This is a genomic window from Kribbella sp. HUAS MG21, assembly GCF_040254265.1.
Classification (GTDB): domain Bacteria; phylum Actinomycetota; class Actinomycetes; order Propionibacteriales; family Kribbellaceae; genus Kribbella.
On the sequence record NZ_CP158165.1, the window covers coordinates 8,292,838 to 8,309,692 of the forward strand.

General features: G+C 69.7%; 13 protein-coding genes. 5 read left to right on the forward strand and 8 right to left on the reverse strand.

What is annotated here, in order from left to right:
* The first annotated feature begins 104 nt into the window (after positions 1 to 104).
* The 3 genes from ABN611_RS39810 to ABN611_RS39820 are packed head-to-tail and all read left to right on the forward strand — an operon-like array spanning position 105 to position 4,674.
* The gene (locus ABN611_RS39810; protein ID WP_350277486.1) at positions 105 to 3,197 is read left to right on the forward strand and encodes an FtsX-like permease family protein; all 3,093 of its coding nucleotides are present in this window, start codon (positions 105 to 107) and stop codon (positions 3,195 to 3,197) included.
* On the forward strand, positions 3,194 to 4,030 hold the full coding sequence (locus ABN611_RS39815; RefSeq protein ID WP_350277487.1) for an ATP-binding cassette domain-containing protein: 837 nt from the start codon (positions 3,194 to 3,196) through the stop codon (positions 4,028 to 4,030). The genes ABN611_RS39810 and ABN611_RS39815 overlap by 4 nt, the downstream gene beginning before the upstream one ends.
* Entirely contained in the window at positions 4,027 to 4,674 is a 648-nt protein-coding gene (locus ABN611_RS39820; protein ID WP_350277488.1) for an ATP-binding cassette domain-containing protein, read from the forward strand. Before ABN611_RS39815 ends, ABN611_RS39820 begins: the two co-directional genes overlap by 4 nt.
* Before the next feature lie 23 nt (positions 4,675 to 4,697).
* Here ABN611_RS39820 and ABN611_RS39825 read toward each other — a convergent pair whose 3' ends face one another.
* From ABN611_RS39825 to leuA, 8 genes are all read right to left on the reverse strand, one after another.
* Positions 4,698 to 6,155 (reverse strand): GNAT family N-acetyltransferase, encoded by a 1,458-nt coding sequence (locus ABN611_RS39825; protein WP_350277489.1) that lies wholly within the window; start codon positions 6,153 to 6,155, stop codon positions 4,698 to 4,700.
* A gap of 42 nt (positions 6,156 to 6,197) precedes the next feature.
* On the reverse strand, positions 6,198 to 8,063 hold the full coding sequence (locus ABN611_RS39830; protein WP_350277490.1) for an ABC transporter substrate-binding protein: 1,866 nt from the start codon (positions 8,061 to 8,063) through the stop codon (positions 6,198 to 6,200).
* Between the two features lie 57 nt (positions 8,064 to 8,120).
* The gene (locus tag ABN611_RS39835; RefSeq protein ID WP_350277491.1) at positions 8,121 to 8,327 is read right to left on the reverse strand and encodes a hypothetical protein; all 207 of its coding nucleotides are present in this window, start codon (positions 8,325 to 8,327) and stop codon (positions 8,121 to 8,123) included.
* Positions 8,327 to 9,385, reverse strand: a complete 1,059-nt coding sequence (locus tag ABN611_RS39840) for an ABC transporter ATP-binding protein (protein WP_350277492.1) — start codon at positions 9,383 to 9,385, stop codon at positions 8,327 to 8,329. Before ABN611_RS39840 ends, ABN611_RS39835 begins: the two co-directional genes overlap by 1 nt.
* On the reverse strand, positions 9,382 to 10,467 hold the full coding sequence (locus ABN611_RS39845; RefSeq protein WP_350277493.1) for an ABC transporter ATP-binding protein: 1,086 nt from the start codon (positions 10,465 to 10,467) through the stop codon (positions 9,382 to 9,384). Before ABN611_RS39845 ends, ABN611_RS39840 begins: the two co-directional genes overlap by 4 nt.
* Positions 10,468 to 10,469: 2 nt before the next feature.
* Positions 10,470 to 11,366 (reverse strand): ABC transporter permease, encoded by an 897-nt coding sequence (locus ABN611_RS39850; protein ID WP_350277494.1) that lies wholly within the window; start codon positions 11,364 to 11,366, stop codon positions 10,470 to 10,472.
* A 4-nt stretch (positions 11,367 to 11,370) separates the two neighbouring features.
* Positions 11,371 to 12,471, reverse strand: a complete 1,101-nt coding sequence (locus ABN611_RS39855) for an ABC transporter permease (RefSeq protein WP_350277495.1) — start codon at positions 12,469 to 12,471, stop codon at positions 11,371 to 11,373.
* A gap of 258 nt (positions 12,472 to 12,729) precedes the next feature.
* The gene (gene leuA, locus ABN611_RS39860) at positions 12,730 to 14,403 is read right to left on the reverse strand and encodes a 2-isopropylmalate synthase (RefSeq protein WP_350281748.1); all 1,674 of its coding nucleotides are present in this window, start codon (positions 14,401 to 14,403) and stop codon (positions 12,730 to 12,732) included.
* A 324-nt stretch (positions 14,404 to 14,727) separates the two neighbouring features.
* Between leuA and ABN611_RS39865 the strand changes: the two genes are divergently transcribed.
* Complete coding sequence (locus ABN611_RS39865) at positions 14,728 to 15,402, forward strand: response regulator transcription factor (RefSeq protein ID WP_350277496.1); 675 nt, start codon at positions 14,728 to 14,730, stop codon at positions 15,400 to 15,402.
* Positions 15,403 to 15,422: 20 nt separating this feature from the next.
* A complete protein-coding gene (locus tag ABN611_RS39870; protein ID WP_350277497.1) occupies positions 15,423 to 16,817 on the forward strand; it encodes a HAMP domain-containing sensor histidine kinase in 1,395 nt (464 codons plus the stop codon).
* The last annotated feature ends 38 nt before the right edge of the window (positions 16,818 to 16,855 follow it).

Sequence of the window (16,855 nt, forward strand, 5' to 3'; positions counted from 1 at the left end):
CGGATTCCGGTCCGGACAACATTAATGTGACATTTTTTCGGCTCCCGGCCCAGCGGCCGGAACATTCCGTACATTCGGCGGGCGACACGACGCTGGGGGTGGAGATGTTCCTTCGACGGGCGCTGCGGTACCGCTGGGCGCAGGCCCTGGTGCTGACCGGCATCAGTCTGCTGATCGGCGCCTGCGCGGTGTTCGCGCCCTGGTACGCGCGGGCCGTCGAGCAGACCGTGATGTCCGAGACGCTCTCCGGCCGGCACCTGCAGGCGTCCTGGCTGATCGCGAGCGGCGGTCCCCAGGTCCGTACGACGGCGACCGTCAGCCCCGAGCAACTCGACGAGCTGATCCCGGCCGACCTGCGCTCGCACTTCACGCCGCCCGTGCACGGCTACTACAGCGAGCTCTCGTGGCGTATCCGCCCGACTGACGACGCGAACTCCGTGCGGCTGCGCTGGCGGGACGGGTACTGCGCCCAACTGACGGTGACCGAAGGCCGCTGCCCGCAGGCGGCCGGCGAGGTGATCGCCTCGGCCGTCGACAAGTCCGCGTGGAACCTCCGCTTGGAGCAATCACTGCGAGCCGGCACGGGCAACGACACGACCGCCCTGAAGATCGTTGGCTTCTACCGCCCGAAGGAGAGCCGCGGCGCCTACTGGTACGGCGACTACCCCACCGGACACTCGCGCCCGCCCACGGCCGGCGCCGGCGGCAACAGCCCCGGCTGGGCGGACCACCTCTTCACCGACCGTACGACGTTCAGGGCAGCCCTGAACCCCCGCGTGACCTCCGACGTCAGCCCGATTCCCGGCAGGAACCGGCTGGACGACCTCCCCCGCCTCCAGGAGGCCACCCGCACCGTCAACGGGAACGCCTCCGAGCTCGGCCTGCCCGCCGAGGTGACGTCGTCGCTCGCCACCCTCGTCGACGAGATCCAGGCGGACCGCAAGCAGGCCACGACAATCATCCCGCTGGTGATGGTGCAGGTCGCGCTGTTCGCGGTGGTCGTCCTGGCGCTCGCACTGGCCGCGGTCGTCGATCAGCGGCGGCCGGAGATCGCCCTGTCCCGCTTGCGCGGTTCGTCAGCCCGCCGTACCCGCCGCGTGCTCTCGCTCGAGCTCGGCCTGCCGGTCCTGGTCGGCACGTTGCTGGGCGGTGTGGTGGGCTTCGCTGTGCTCGTGAGCGTCCGCGCGACCTGGCTGCGGCGCGGCGCCCCGATCGAGCTGCCGTGGACGGTCCCGGCCGCGCTCGCGGTGGCCACGGCGGTCGCGCTGGTCGTGGTGGTCCTGCAGGTCCGTGGCGTCGTACGGCAGCCGATCTCGGGCCTGCTGCGCCGCGTCGCGGGACGCCGCGGACGCGCGATCGGGGTCGCCGATCTGTCGATCATCGTGTTCGCCGTGGCCGGCCTGTTCGCCGCGCTGACCGGCGACGGCCGCGGGCCGCTGCCTGTCCTCACCCCGGCTCTGCTGGCGCTGGCGGTCGGCCTGACGTTCGCGCACCTGCTGTTGCCGACGGCCGGTCTGATCAGCCGCGGGGCCCTCCGCCGCGGCCGGTTGGGCCTCGCGCTCGGCGCGTTGCAGGTGTCGCGCCGCCCCGCCGGCACCCGGATCGTCGCCGCGGTCGCCGTCGCCGCCGCGCTCCTCGCGTTCGCCGGGCAGGCGGCGTCGGTCGGCTCCCGCAACCGCGAGACCCGCTCCGGCTACGAGACCGGCGCGGAAGGCGTGCTGCGAATGAACGCCTCGTACTTGGCCGGCTTCCTCGCAGCCGTCGACAGGATCGACCCGGACCGCCGCCGGCTGACGCCGGTCGCCGTGTCCCGTCCCGGCTCCCCCGACGCGCTGAAGTCGCTGCTGATCGAGCCGGACAGCTTCCGCCGGATCGCGTTCCGCGGCGACCAACTGACCGACGCCGACGGCTGGCAGGCCTTGAAGGCGCCGAGCGGCGTACCGCCGATCCAGTTCCGCAGCTCGCAGTTGACCGTCACCGTCTCGACCGGCCCGATCACGACGCGGGTCGCCAGCAACGCGTACGGCGAGCCGATCGACAGCGGCACACCGAAATCCGTCGTACTGCGCGCGAACCTGGTCAGCCACCGCGACGGCGGCCGCTACCTGGTCTCGTTCCCGCCGTTACGGCTCCCGGCCACCAAGCCCGTCGTACTGCGGGCGCCCGTCGAATGCAGCGCCGGCTGTGACCTGCTCCGGCTCGGCATCGGCCGCGAGACGCTCGACCAGACCGGCCTGGAAGGCGACCTGACGATCAGCAAGCTCGCCACCGACGACCACCCGAACCTCGCGCTCGGCGGGCCAGAGGAATGGCAGCCGCTGCGCCTGGTGGAGTCCGACCCCGGATCGCTCACGGCCAAGACTGGCGGCCTGCTGACGATCGGGATGAAGAGCTTCGGCAACGACCAGTTCCTGCAGTACGCGACCGTGCCGCCGGTGGTGCCGGCGTTCGTGACGCCGGAGTTCCACTACGCGGACAAGGCCACCACCAGCCCGGCGATCGACAGCTCGCCGATGCTGCTGTCCAGGATCGACCGGTTGCGCGCGCCGGTGAACCGGTACGGCGACCGCACGGCCGTCGTCGATCTGGAGACGGTACGACGTCTCGGCGGCGCCGTCGACGAGAGCGGGACGGAGTTCGAGGTCTGGCTGAACGAGGACGGCCTGGCGAACGTCGGCACGATCGTCGAGCAGTTCAGCCAGGCAGGGTTCACGGCCGACCTCGTGGACCGGCGCGACGACCGCATCGCGTCGTACGGGCGTTCGGCGAGCGCGCTGGCGCTGCAGCTGGCGCCGGTCGTCGGTGTCGCGGCCGGGGTGCTCGCGGTCGTCGTACTGCTGCTGACCGTCGTCACGTCGTGGCGGTCGCGGGCGCAGGACTACGCGAGCCTGCGACTGACCGGCGTACCGGCGAGCGCGACCGGACGGGCCGCGCGGTGGGAGCAGACCGGTCCGGTCACGCTCGCCGTGCTGCTCGGCACCGGGTGCGGGTTGATCGGCGCCCACGTGGCGCTCCCGCTGATCCCCTTGTTCGCGACGAACGACGGGGTGGTGCCGCTCGATCTCGGTACCAACTGGCCGGTCGCGGCGGCGCTCTGGCTAGGCGGTACGGCGGTCCTCGCCGCGACGACCCTGCTCCTCGGCAGCGGTGTCAACAGGCGCTCGAGCTACAGCCGGATCCGGGAGGAGCTGACATGAGCGGACTGGCGATCAGTACGACGGGACTCGTGCACATCTACCGCGCGCACGGGCACGACGTCGCGGCGCTCTCCGGGATCGGCATCAGTGTGCGCCCTGGCGAACTCGTCGGGCTGCTCGGTCCCTCCGGCGCCGGCAAGTCGACGCTGCTGCAGCTGTGCGGCGGCCTGCTCACCCCGAGCGCGGGACGGCTGCAGGTCGGCGAGCACAACGTCGCCACGATGACGGAGGCGGAGCTGGACCGGATGCGGTCCGGTGACGTCGGCATCGTGCTGCAGGGCGCGGGACGCAACCTTGTCCCGTACCTGACGCCCACCGAGAACATCCGCTACGCCCAGCAGGCCGCGCCCCGCGACCGCGAGCTGCCGGCGCCGGAGACGATCCTCGAGCTCGTCGGCCTGGGCAACCATGCCGATGCCGGGCTGACCCAGCTGACCCCCGGCCAGGTGCAGCTGTGCGCAGTCGCGGTCGGGATCGCGACGATGCCCGGCCTGCTGCTGGCCGACGAGCCGACCAGTCAGCTCGACCACCACGCCCGCGACGAGGTGCTCGCGGCGCTCCGCACGATCAACCGCGAGACCGGGATGACCGTCCTGCTCGTCACCCACGACCCGGAGGTCGCGGCGACGCTGCCCCGGACGATCACGATCCGGGACGGCCGGATCGCCTCCGAGGGCAGGTCGGGCGAGGAGTACGCCGTGGTCGCCGTTGACGGATCGCTGCCGCTGCCGCCGCACGTGGCCGAACTGCTGCCGGCCGGAACGCTTGTGCAGGTCACCACCGACAACGGCGAGATCCGGCTCACCCCGGTGCCGCAGGAGGGCGAGCGATGATCGAGCTCAGTCAGGTGACGGTGCGGTACGGCGACGTGACCGCCGTGTCGGACGTGTCGTTCACGGTGCCCCCCGGGTTCGTGCTCGCGGTCAGCGGGCCGTCCGGCGCCGGCAAGAGTTCGTTGCTGTGGGCAATCGCCGGGGCGGTGCCACTGGCGAAGGGGCAGGTGGAGATCGACGGGCTGGTGATCGAGGACCGCCCGGCCGCCGCCCGGCACGGCGTCGTACTGATCCCGCAAGGGAACGGGCTCGCGCGCGTGCTGACCGCCCGCGAGAACCTGTCGGTCCCGTTGCTCGCCGAGCGCAAGCCCGCCGCCGAGGTCGACCGCGTGATCGAGCAGGCCCTCGCCGGCGTCGGGCTGGAAGAGAGCGGCGACCACCTGGTCGAGGAACTGTCCGGTGGCGAGCAGCAACGGGTCGCGGTCGCGCGTGGAATCGCTCAGCAGGGGCGGGTGATCCTCGCCGACGAGTCCACCAGCGAACTCGACAGCACCAACCGCGAACGCGTCCTCGACCTGCTCCGCGCCCAGGCCCACCGCGGCGCCGCAGTCGTCATCGCCACCCACGACCCCACCGTCGCCGACACCGCCGACGGTCACGCCGTCATGACCGAAGGCCACCTCAACTGGCTACGACGCCTCTGACCGGTACGAAAACCCGCCACAGCTCAGAGACCGAGCTGGGTCGGGACGGTCGGTGGGCCGGACTCGAGGAGTTTGCGGAGCAGCGCCGGCAGGTCGCGGGGTGCGAAGCGGCCTTGGTGGGCTTCGAGGTCGGCGAGGGTCCACCACTGCAGGGCGTGTACGTTCTCGGCGCGGAGTTCGGCTGCGGTGAGGGTGCCTGCGGGGGTGAAGTTCGGAGTCCGGATCAGGAAGTAGTCGTTGAGCACGCCGTCGAAACCGGTGGCGTGGCCGTCGGCGACGACCTCCTGGTGCCAGAGGTGCGGCGGCTCGGGGAAGTCTGTCAGGCCGACCTCCTCGACGAGCTCACGGCGCAGACCTTCGACCGGCGACTCCCCCGCTTCGATCCCGCCGCCCGGCGTCGCCCAGAGCGGGCCGTCAGGGAACTCGAAGCGCACCAGCAGGACGCGGTCGTCCTCGTCGAGGATCACGCCGCGCGCCGCCGGACGCAGCCGCGGCAGCCGCAGTTCGAGCTCGCGGTGTTCCTCGACCGCCCGGAACCCGAAGCGGGCGTTGACCTTGCGCATCGGCGCGTTCGACAGCGCGGTCCAGGTGTGCAGGAAGCGTTGCGCCGTACGGTGCTTGGCCAGCTGCTCGAGGTTCGCCAGCTTCAAGAACGTGCCGAGGTTGTGGCCGCGGTGCTCCCGCAGTACCAGCGTGTCGTCCTGCTGCGCGTGCTTGGTGTCCGTCCGCGGCAGATAGATCAGCGTGTACCCGGCCGGCTCACCGGCAAGAGTGTGCGCCATCGTCACCAGCGCGAGGTAGCTCCGGTCGATCCGCGCCTCGCTCGCCTCCAGTTTCTCGACCGTCCACGGCACGACCTCGCGGGTCATCCCGCCCGTCGGCACGTCCAGGTCCATCGCGGTGTGCAGGTCGGCGTACGCCTGCTGGTGCTCCGGCGGGCACAACCCCGCCCACGACGTCAGCCGGTACCCGTCGAGCCGCCCCGCCGCCGACCGCAGGTCCTCCAGCCGCAGATCGTCGTACGGCAGCGGTACGACGAGATGCTCCTCGACGTGCTCCACCTGGAACCCGAGCCGCGCAGCGAACGCGGCGCCGGGCGACGGGTCCGCGGGAACGGCGAGCTCGGCCTGGACGATCGTCCTGCCGAGTTGCGCGGACCGGGTCACGGCCCACTGCCACAGCGCCGTCCCGATCCCGCGCCGCCGGTGCTCCGGCGGTACGTCGATCTCCACCTCGACCGTGTCGAGGTTGTCGCTCAGCCGGCACTCGAACAGCATCGCGCCGAGCACCCGGCCGTCCTCGAACGCGCCGACCGCGATCCGCTGCTTGAGCGGACCCGGGGTGCGCAGCGAGAACCCGAGCGCCTCCCGGCTGACCACCAGCGACGCCTCCCGCCCGGCGACCGCGCCGGCCCGGAAGGCGTCGTACCACTCGTCGAACAGAGCCAGGTCGGCCGGGTCGATCTCGCGAACGCTGATCACCCGGCCGACCCAACCAAACAATCGGGTCAGAACGCCAGTCGTTTAGGCCGGCGCGACCTTGCCCGAGTACATCCCCATGATCACGAAGTTGTCCGCGTACGGCGCGTTCTTCAGGATCGGGTCGTCGTCGGCCGGGAACTTCCCGACCCGGGTGCCCTCGAGCGCGGGGTTGTTACCGTAGCGCTCCCAGAGCGGGATGATCGGCAGCAGCTCGTTGAACGCCATCGCCGCGGCGGTGATGTTCTTCTTCTGCTCGTCGACGTTCAGGCCCTGGGCGGACTTGTCGACCACGGACTGCAGGTCGATCGGACCCGCCGAGGTGGTCTGCTTCAGCGGGAAGTTCATGCCCTTGCCGCCGGAGTTCGCCGCGATCACGTAGTTGAACGTGTACAGGTCCTGGACAAACGCGAAGTACGGGTGCGGGTGGTTCGACGCACCCCAGCCCTGGATGGCGATGTCGAACTTGCCCGCCAGCACGTCCGGGTTCAGCTGGGTGAAGGTGATACCCCGCTTGGTGATGTTGAACCCGAACTTGTTCAGCTGGTCGGCCGCGTTGGTGGCGGCCGGGTTCCAGTCGGCGAACTCGGTCGGGAACTTGATGTCGTACGCCGCCGGCTTGCCGTTCGGCAGCGTCCACTTGCCACCGGTCTTCTTCCAGCCGGCCTCCTGCAGCAGCTGGGTGGCCTTGGCCTCGTCCTTCTCGTACGCCTGCAGCTTCTTCTGGTCGGCGTCCGAGATCCAGTCGGGGACCAGGATGTCGGAGAAGCCGGCCATGAACTTGCACGGCTTGCCCGAGTCGCCGAGCGCGACGGTGCCGTTCTCGTTGCGGTCGAGCACGTAGGCGATCGCCTGCCGCACCTTGGCGTCGGCCAGCTCCGGGTGGGAGGTGTAGTTGAACACCAGCGACGGGCCCGAGTACACAGGCGGCCGGAGGATCCGGAAGCCGCTGCCCTGCAGGGTCTTCTCGCTGGCCACCGCGAACCCGTGGGTGGCGTAGTCGACGTCCTTGTTCATCACGACCGGCGTGATGTCGGAGGTCTCACCGTTGTACAGCACGACCTTCGAGAAGCCGACCTTGTCGGCGAACAGGCCCTTGTCGTTCTTGACCAGCGTCATCTGCGCGTTGGTCATGGTCTTCACGTCGAAGTTGAACGGGCCCGAGACGGCCGGGTTCTCCGGACGGAACTTCTGGAAGTCGCCGTTCAGCTGCTTGCCCTCGGGGCTGTCCAGGCTCTTCTTGGCCTTCCGCAGGGCCTCTGCCTTGGTCGCCCACTCGCCGTAGACCGAGTCCGGCAGGATGCCGGCGCGGAGGATGTAGCGCTCGAGCACCGTGGACGGCGTACCGATGGTGAACACCACGGTGGTGTCGTCCTTGGCGGTGACGTCGGACAGGAAGGTCCAGTCCTGCTGGCGCATCAGCCAGCGCAGGTTGAACGTCGACACGACGTCCTTCGAGGTCACCGGCTTGTCGTCGCTCCACTTCAGGCCGGAACGCAGCTTCAGCGTGTAGGTGTTGTTCGCCTCGTCCAGTTGCCCGGACTCGGCCATCATCCATTCCCACTTCTTGTCGGCCCAGTAGTACATGCCGGCGCTGGGGTAGACGAGGTCGAAGTACGGGCTGTTGCTGGCCTGGATGCCGTCGGTGACACCGGCGGCGAGGTTGAAGTGGCCCTTCGGCGGCAGCTGGTACGGGTACGCGCCGTGGAACTCGCCGCCGGACTTGCCGCCGCCGCCTTCGTTGTTGCTGTTCGGGGTACTCGGCGAGCACGCCGTCAGTGACCCGATGCCGGCTGCGCCGACACCGGCGATGCCGAACAGCTGGAGCACGTGCCGGCGGGAAACCGCGTTGGTCAGGGCGCTGGCGCCCGTCCCGTTGGTGCCGGGATCGTTGGTGTCGGTGGGACTCATCCTTCGTCCTTTCTGGACTGACCGCACGCCCATGTGGGTCAGGTACTACTGGTGGGATTAACTACCGCCCTCGCGTTTTTCCCGGCGCCGGGTCACGACGACTCCGACGACGACCACCAGGCCCAGTAGCAGGCCCAAACACAAGGTGAACAGGGTGACGACGTACTGCGGGGTGCCCGGCGTCAGGGTGAGCAACAGCACTCCGCTGGCCAGTACCAGGAACACTGACCAGCCGAGCGCCATACGCCCGATCTGTGGTCCCATCAGGACCCCGGCTCATCCGGCCGCTTCTCTGGTACGCCGTCGCGCGCCACCACGTGGCACGCCGCGGACTGGCCGGAACGGATCTCGACGAGCTCGGGGACCTCGCCGTCGCACAGCCCGTCCTCGAAGAGCGGGCAGCGCGGATGGAACGAGCAGCCGGGTGGCAGGTGCGCCAGGCTCGGGATCTCCAGGCTGCGCAGGGACTCGCGGCCCTTGGTCTTGGTGAGGTCCGGGTCCGGCTCCGGGATCGCGTCGATCAGCGCCCGGGTGTACGGATGCGTGGGCGCGTTGATGATCTTCGGCGTCGGCCCGAACTCGACGATCCGGCCGAGGTACATGACCGCGGTCTTGCCGTTCCAGCCGAAGTACTTCGCGATCGCCAGGTCGTGGGTGATGAACAGGAACCCGACGCCGAGGTCGTCGCGCAGCCGGCCGAGCATCGCCAGCACGCTGATCCGGATCGACACGTCCAGCATCGAGGTGGACTCGTCGGCGATGATCAGCTTCGGGTCCAGCGTGAGCGCCCGGGCCACCGCGACCCGCTGGCGCTGGCCGCCGGACAGCTGGTGCGGGAACTTCGCCAGGTAGTTCTCCGGCGGGGTCAGGTCGACCTTGGTGAGCAGCTCGGCAGCGCGTACGGCCGCCTCCTTCTTGGACTTCACCACACCGTGCTTGAGCAGCGGCGCGGTGAGCGTCTGCTGGATCGTCCGGGTCGGGTTCAGCGACGCGTACGGGTCCTGGTGCACGTACTGCACGCTGCGCCGGAACGTCGTGAAGTCCTGCCGGTTCATCGACCAGATGTCGCGGCCGTCGAAGGCGACCTGGCCGCTCGACGGCTTGGCCAGGCCGGCCGCCATCCGGGCGGCCGTGGTCTTCCCGGAGCCGCTCTCGCCGACCAGGCAGAGCACCTCGCCCGGGTTGATCGACAGGTTCGTGCCGTCGACCGCCCGGATCGGCCCGGCCTTGGTGTCGAACACCTGGCTGACGCCGTTCAGCGTCATCAGCGGCGTCCGGCCGCTCGCCTCCGGGGTCTCGGGGGACTTCTCCAGCGCGCTCATGATGCGTTCCCCAAGTCGCTCGGCACCTCACGCTCGAGGTGTACGTCCTTCCAGTGGATACAGGCGGCCTCGTGGGCCTCGCCCGGCTCGTCGGTGATCGGGATCAGCGGCGGGTCCTCGTCCTTGCACGCCTCGGTGGCGTACTTGCACCGCGGGCTGAACGTGCAGCCCTTCGGCAGCGCGGCGAGGCTCGGCGGGCCGCCGGGGATCGACTCCATGTCCGGCAGGTCGCCGACGATCGGCGGTACGGCCTTGATCAGCCCGAGCGTGTACGGGTGCCGCGGCCGGTAGAACATGTCCCGGACGCCACCGGTCTCGATGATGCGTCCGGCGTACATGGTGGCGACCCGGTCGGCGAGCTCGGCGGCCAGCGACAGGTCGTGGGAGATGAAGATCATCGAGAACCCGAGCCGCTCGCGCACCTCGTGCAGGACGTCGACGACCGACCGCTGGGTCAGGATGTCGAGCGCCGTGGTCGGCTCGTCGAGGATCAGCACCTCCGGCTCGAGCAGCAGGCTCATCGCGATCAGCACCCGCTGCCGCATACCGCCGGACAGCTCGTGCGGGTAGCAGTCCATCACCCGGGACGGCTCCAGGCGGACCAGCCGGAGCAGCTCGGACGCGCGGTCCTCGATCTCCTGCTTGCTCGCCTTGGTGTGCGCGCGCATCGTGTCGTGCATGTGCGCGCGGATCTTCAGCACCGGGTTGAACGCGTTCATCGCACCCTGGAACACCATCGCCGCGTCGCGCCAGCGGAAGGCCCGCAGGTCCTTGCCGTCCAGGCCGAGCACGTCGATCGTGGTGCCGTCACCGCGGTTGAACGTCACCTGTCCGCTGGCGTGACCGAGCCGCGGCAGCAACCGCAGCAGACCGAGCCCGAACGTCGTCTTGCCGCAGCCGCTCTCCCCCACCAGTGCGAGGCTCTCGCCCGGGAAGAGGTCGAGGTCGACACCGCGAACCGCCTGCACCGTCGAACCGGCGCCGGTCCGGTACTCGACCTTGAAGTCGCGGATCGACAGCAGCGGCTTGCCCTCGCCGCCGCGTACCGCGCGAGGCGCACCTGAGGTAGTCGTCGTCACCATGCTCACCGGTCCCGGAGCCGCGGGTTGAGGATCTCTTCCAGGGATCTCGTCATCATCACCAATCCGAGCAGCAGCAGGACGATCGCCACGATCGGGCTGAGGATCCAGGCCAGGCTCGCCTCGTTGAAGATCGCGCCGGCGATCCAGGCGCGGTTGAGCATGATCCCCCAGTTGGCCCCGCTCAGCGGTGCCAGGCCGAGCAGGTAGAGGCCGACCAGCTGGTAGATCGCGTTGGTCACGCCGATCATGAAGTTCATCAGGATGAAGCTGGCCATGTTCGGCAGGATCTCGACGAACACCACCCGGACCGTGCCGAGGTCGAGCAGCCGGGCGGCCTCGACGAACTCGCGTTCCTTCAGCGAGAACACCTGCGCCCGCACCGCCCGGGTCAGCACCGGCCAGGACAGGCCGCCGACCAGCAGCGCGAGCAGCAACGGCGAGTCGAGCCGGAAGAACGCGCCGAGAACGGCGAGCAGCACGATCTGCGGGACGGTCAGGAAGACGTCGGCCAGCGTGACCACGACCGAGTCGACCCAGCCGCCGAGGTACGCCGCCAGCGAGCCGAGCACGATCGCCAGCGCGGTCGAGATCGCCGCGGCGACGAAGCCGACGAAGATCACCGTCCGGCCGCCGCCGATCATCTGGATCAGGACGTCCTTGCCCTCGTTGTCGGTGCCGAGCAGGTGGCCCGGCGACCCGGCGGGGAGCAGGATCTCCTTGACGTTCGGCGCCACGTCCGGGAGGAAGAACGGCACGATCGCGGTGATCAGCACCATCAGGCCGACGATCAGGAAGCCGATGAAACCGGCCGGGCTGCGGCGCAGTGCGCTGACGATGCCCGCGAACCGGGAGACACCCGTGGTGCCGACCGCGGAGACAGGGATGGTTGCTTCGGTCATCGTGTCACCCCTTGCCCTGGCCGCTGACCCGGATCCGCGGATCCAGCCGGCTGTAGAGAACGTCGGCCAGCAGGTTGGCCACCACCACGGAGATCGTGACGACCAGGAAGATGCCCTGCAGCACCGGGTAGTCGCGGCCGTTCACCGCGTTGAACAGGCTGAACCCGATGCCCTGGTAGCCGAAGATCCGCTCCACGAAGATCGAGCCGCCGACCACGAAGCCCAGCGACACCGCGAGCTGGCTGAACAAGGGCAGGACGGCGTTGCGTCCGACGTACCCGGACCGGATCCGGCTGTCCGACAGACCGCGCGCCCGGGCGACCGTCACGTAGTCCTCGCCGAGGGTCTCCACCGTCGAGGACTTCATCACCAGCGCCCAGGAGCCGACCGTGGTCAGCGCGTAGGCCAGGATCGGCAGCGTCGCGTGGTAGAAGATGTCGTTCAGGAAGGCCAGGCTGAAGGACGGCTCGACACCGGGGGTGTACGAGCCGCGCGCCTCGGTCAGGTTGAACCACTGCAGCTTCACACCGAGGAAGACCACGATCAGGATCGCCAGGATGTAGTTCGGAATCGCGTGCAGCAGCGCGCCGAGCGAGGAGAGCAGATGGTCGATCCAGCTCTCCCGGCGGTAGGCCATCACCATGCCGGCCACGATGCCGATGATGAAGCTGAACACGGTGGCCACACCGACCGAGAACAACGTCCACGGCAGGTACGTCTGGATCACCTCGGCGACCGTCGTACCCGGCGAGAGCGTCGAGTTGCCGAAGTCACCCTGCAGCAGGTTCGCCATGTAGGTGAAGTACTGCGAGATCAGCGGCGCGTCCGGGTCCAGCGAGAACAGGTTCTGCGCCTGCGCGGCGGCTGCCTCGTACGAGATACCGGTCTGCGCGATCTGCGTCTGGATGTACGTCTCGACCGGGTTGCCGGGCAACAGCCGAACCAGGAAGAACGTGCCGGTCGTGACGATGAAGACGGTCAAGAGCGCCTTCAGAACTCTTCGTACCAACCAGGCGCCGAAGAAGCGCCGAGCAGCCGAGGGTTTAGGTTCGACGGCAGGTCCTTCGATCAGCTTGGCCGCGGACGTGTCGACCGCACCGCTCACTGCTCACCTCCACGCGACTACCAGGGAAAGTCGGTGGCGCAGACCCTGGATCAGCCAGACTTAGTAACACTGTCTTGCAAGGATCTGCGCATTGTGCAGACAGTCTGCGCAACCCTGGTCATCGAGTCAACGACTTGAGGCAACGTTGAGACAACGTTGCGGACCGTGACGTAACGGTATCGGCGCGTACAGGAATTGCCCGCCTCCGACACGGAGACGGGCAATTCGCAGTGCGGTTTCCGGAAGTTTTCCGGCGGTTCAGCGCGTTGCGCGGTTGACAGCCGAGACCACGGCCTTCAGCGAAGCGGTGAGAATGTTCGCGTCCCGGCCGACGCCCCAGAACACCTCGTCACCGACCTCACACTCCACGTAGGCCGCAGCCAGCGCGTCGCCGCCCGCGGACAGCGCGTGCTCGTGGTAATCCAGCACCCGTACGTCGTACTTCAGCGGCCGGATCGCGTCCACGAAGGCCGACACCGGACCGTTGCCTTCGCCAACCAGTTCGTGGGGTACGCCGTTGGCATAGACCTGAACCCGGAGCTGGTCGCCCTGGCCCTCGCCGGAGGTCGAGGTGACGGTCAGCAGCGACAGCGCGCCGGGCGCCAGGTACTCGGCCGCGAAGATGTCCCACATCTGCTGCGGGCCGACCTCGCCGCCCTCGTTGTCGGTGTGCTGCTGGATCACCCGGCTGAACTCGATCTGCAGCCGGCGCGGCAGGTCGAGCCGGTGCTCCGACTTCATGATGTAGGCGACGCCGCCCTTGCCGGACTGCGAGTTCACCCGGATCACGGCCTCGTACGAGCGGCCGACGTCCTTCGGGTCGATCGGCAGGTACGGCGCCTCCCAGGCGATGTCGCCGACCGGCCGGCCCTCGGCCGCGGCCTGCTTGTCCAGCGCCTCCAGGCCCTTCTTGATCGCGTCCTGGTGCGAGCCCGAGAAGGCGGTGTAGACCAGGTCGCCGGCGTACGGCTGGCGCTCCGGAACGCGCATCTGCGTGCAGTACTCGACGGTGCGGCGGATCTCGTCGATGTCGGAGAAGTCGATCTGCGGGTCGATGCCCTGGCTGAACAGGTTCATCCCCAGCGTGACCAGGTCGACGTTGCCGGTCCGCTCGCCGTGGCCGAACAGGCAGCCCTCGACGCGGTCCGCGCCGGCCATCAGCGCCAGCTCGGTCGCCGCCACCGCGGTGCCGCGGTCGTTGTGCGGGTGCAGGCTGATCGTGCTGTGCTCGCGGCGGGTCAGGTTCCGCCCGAACCACTCGATCTGGTCGGCGTACACGTTCGGGGTGGACATCTCGACGGTGGCCGGCAGGTTCAGGATGATCTCCCGGCCCGCGGCGGGCTGCCAGACGTCGCTGACCGCCTCACACACCTCGAGCGCGAACTCCAGCTCGGTGCCGGTGAAGATCTCCGGGCTGTACTGGTACCCGAACTCGCAGTCGCCGAGCATCTCGTCGGCGTACTTCATCACGGTCTCGGTGCCGCGCACCGCGATCGCCCGGCACTCGGCCTTGTCGACGTTGAACACCACCCGGCGGAACAGCGGCGCGGTCGCGTTGTACAGGTGGATGGTCGCCCGGGGCGAGCCCTGCAGCGACTGCACGGTGCGCTCGATCAGCTCCTCGCGCGCCTGGGTCAGCACCGAGATCGTGACGTCGTCCGGGATCACGTCGTCCTCGATCAGGCTGCGGACGAAGTCGAAGTCGTACTGGCTGGCGCTCGGGAAACCGACCTCGATCTCCTTGTAGCCCATCTTCACCAGCAGGTCGAACATCCGCCGCTTGCGGGCCGGGGACATCGGCTCGACCAGCGCCTGGTTGCCGTCACGGAGGTCGGTGGACAGCCAGCGCGGGGTGCGGTCGACGGACTTGGCCGGCCAGGTGCGGTCCGGCAGGTCGATCGGCGGGAACGCGCGGTAGCGGTGCACCGGCATACCGGACGGCTGCTGGACGGGCTGGGGCTGGTTCTTGGGTGCCACGGGGTTCTCCTCGGAAGTACGGGTGTCGTGAGGGACGACCGGCGTACGACGAAACTCCGCGGCGAGGGACCGGCCTTGTCAGGCCTCGCCGCGGCAGCGAAGGAGGAGAAGCTGGTGCCGCATGATGCCAGTGAGTGTATGCACAACTCCCCCGCCCCGTCGAACCGGGGGTCTCGACCGGCGAGACACGGAGAGTGACGGAGCATTCGCTGAGGATGTGCTGAAGATCTGTTGCCGGGCCTCGTGGGGTGGCTCGGCGGTGGTGCGAGGATGGCCCGGATGAGAGCGCAGCTGACGCCGCGAGTGCTGGTCGTCGAGGACGCGGAGCCGATCCGGACCGCCGTCGGCATCGCGCTGGCCGAGGCCGGGTACGACGTCCGCACGCAACCCGACGGCAGCGGGTTCGAGCGGGAGCTGGCGGAGTACCGGCCGGACCTCGTGCTGCTCGACGTGATGCTGCCCGGCCGGGACGGGTTCGAGCTGCTGACGGTCGCCCGGGAGACCTCGAACGCCGGGGTCATCCTGCTGACCGCCCGCGACGCCGTCGACGACCGGCTGCACGGGCTGCGGACCGGGGCGGACGACTATGTGGTCAAGCCGTTCGTGCTGGCGGAGCTGATCGCGCGCGTCGAGGCGGTGCTGCGGCGGATGGGGCGGCTGCGGGCCGTGCTCACCGTCGGCGATCTGGAGGTGGACGTCGAGGCGCGCGTCGTACGCCGGGCCGGGACCGAGATCGAGCTGACCGCGACCGAGTTCAAGCTGCTCGCGTTCCTCGCCGGGCGCGCCGAGAAGGTCGTCGGCAAGACGCAGCTGCTGACCGCGGTCTGGGGGTACGACGACTACGCCGACAACCTGGTCGAGGTGTACGTGAGCGGGCTCCGCCGCAAGCTGGAGGCGCACGGGCCGCGGCTGCTGCATACCGTCCGTGGCTCTGGTTACGTGTTGCGGCTATGAGCGGCCTGCGTACTGCGTCCTTGCGCACTCGCGTGACGGTGACCGCGATCGCCGTACTGCTCGTGGTGCTGCCGGTGACCGGGTTGACGGTGAAGGCTGTGTTCGACGCGCAGGCCGAGCGGAGTCTCGACTCGTTGCTGACCGGGCGGGCGCAGCTGGCACAGCAGCTCGCGCGGCAGAACGTCGCGCCGGCCAACCTGGTGCGGCGCGTGGACGCCGACGGGGTGCGGGTGACGTTGGTACTGCGGAACGGGCGGCAGCTGGGTGCTCCGCCGATCGAGGCGGGCGGGACGGTCCGTCAGGTGAAGGCGACGTTGCAGGCGGGGCAGCAGACGAAGGGCGCGACGCTGTTGCTGTCCGCGGACACCGGATTGCTCGCGGATGCCAGTGCGCGGTTGCGCAATGTGCTGATCGTGTCGGGTGGTTTGGCGATCCTGATCACCGGGTTCGCGCTGGCGGTCGGGATGCGGCTGGCGCTGGCGCCGCTGGACGCGATGACCGGGCTGGCGCGGTCGATCGCGGCCGGGCGGCGCGGCGGGCGGCTGCAGCCGGAGCGCGCAGACACCGAACTCGGCCGGACGGCGGCCGCCTTCGACGAGATGCTCGACGCGCTGGAGGGCGCCGAGGAGGCCGCGCGCCGATCCGAAGCGACGGCACGGCACGCGGAAGGGCTGGCGCGGCAGGCGGAGGGGGCCGCACGGCAGGCGGAGGGGATGGCGCGGGAGGCCGAGGGCATGGCGCGGGAGGCGGAGGGGGTGGCGCGGCGGTCGGAGGATCGGATGCGGGAGTTCGTGGCGGATGCTGCGCACGAGTTGCGGACGCCGGTCGCCGGGCTGCAGACGGCCACGGAGACGCTGATCCAGCTCGGGCCTGACGCTTCGGCCGCGCAGCGCGAGGAACTCGAGCTCCTCCTCGTCCGCGAGTCCCGCCGCGCCGGCACGCTGGTCGCGGACCTGCTCGAACTCAGCCGTATCGACGCCGGCCTCCAGTTGCACCTCGGACCGGTCGACCTCCGCGAGCTGGCCGAGGCCCAGGTCGCCCGCCTCCGTCTGGTCGCGCCCGAGGTCACCGTCGAGATCCACGGCGCGGCAACGGTCACCGCCGACGCCGATCGCCTCACGCAGGTCCTCACCAACCTTGTCGACAACGCCCGCCAGGCCGGCGCCCGCACTGTCCGCATCACCGTCGGCCCCACCGGCGTACTGGTCGAGGACGACGGCACCGGCGTACCGCCAGCTGCCCGCGAGCGCATCTTCGCCCGCCTCGTCCACGGCCCGCACAGCAAGGGCGCAGGCCTCGGCCTGGCCATCGCCCGCGGCGTGGCCCGCGCCCACGGCGGCGACCTCACGGTGGCGGACCGCACCGATGGCCTACCCGGTGCCGCCTTCCACCTCCAGCTCGCGGGCCGTACCTAAGGACGGGTAGTGGTAGGCCACTCCGGAGATCGCCACGC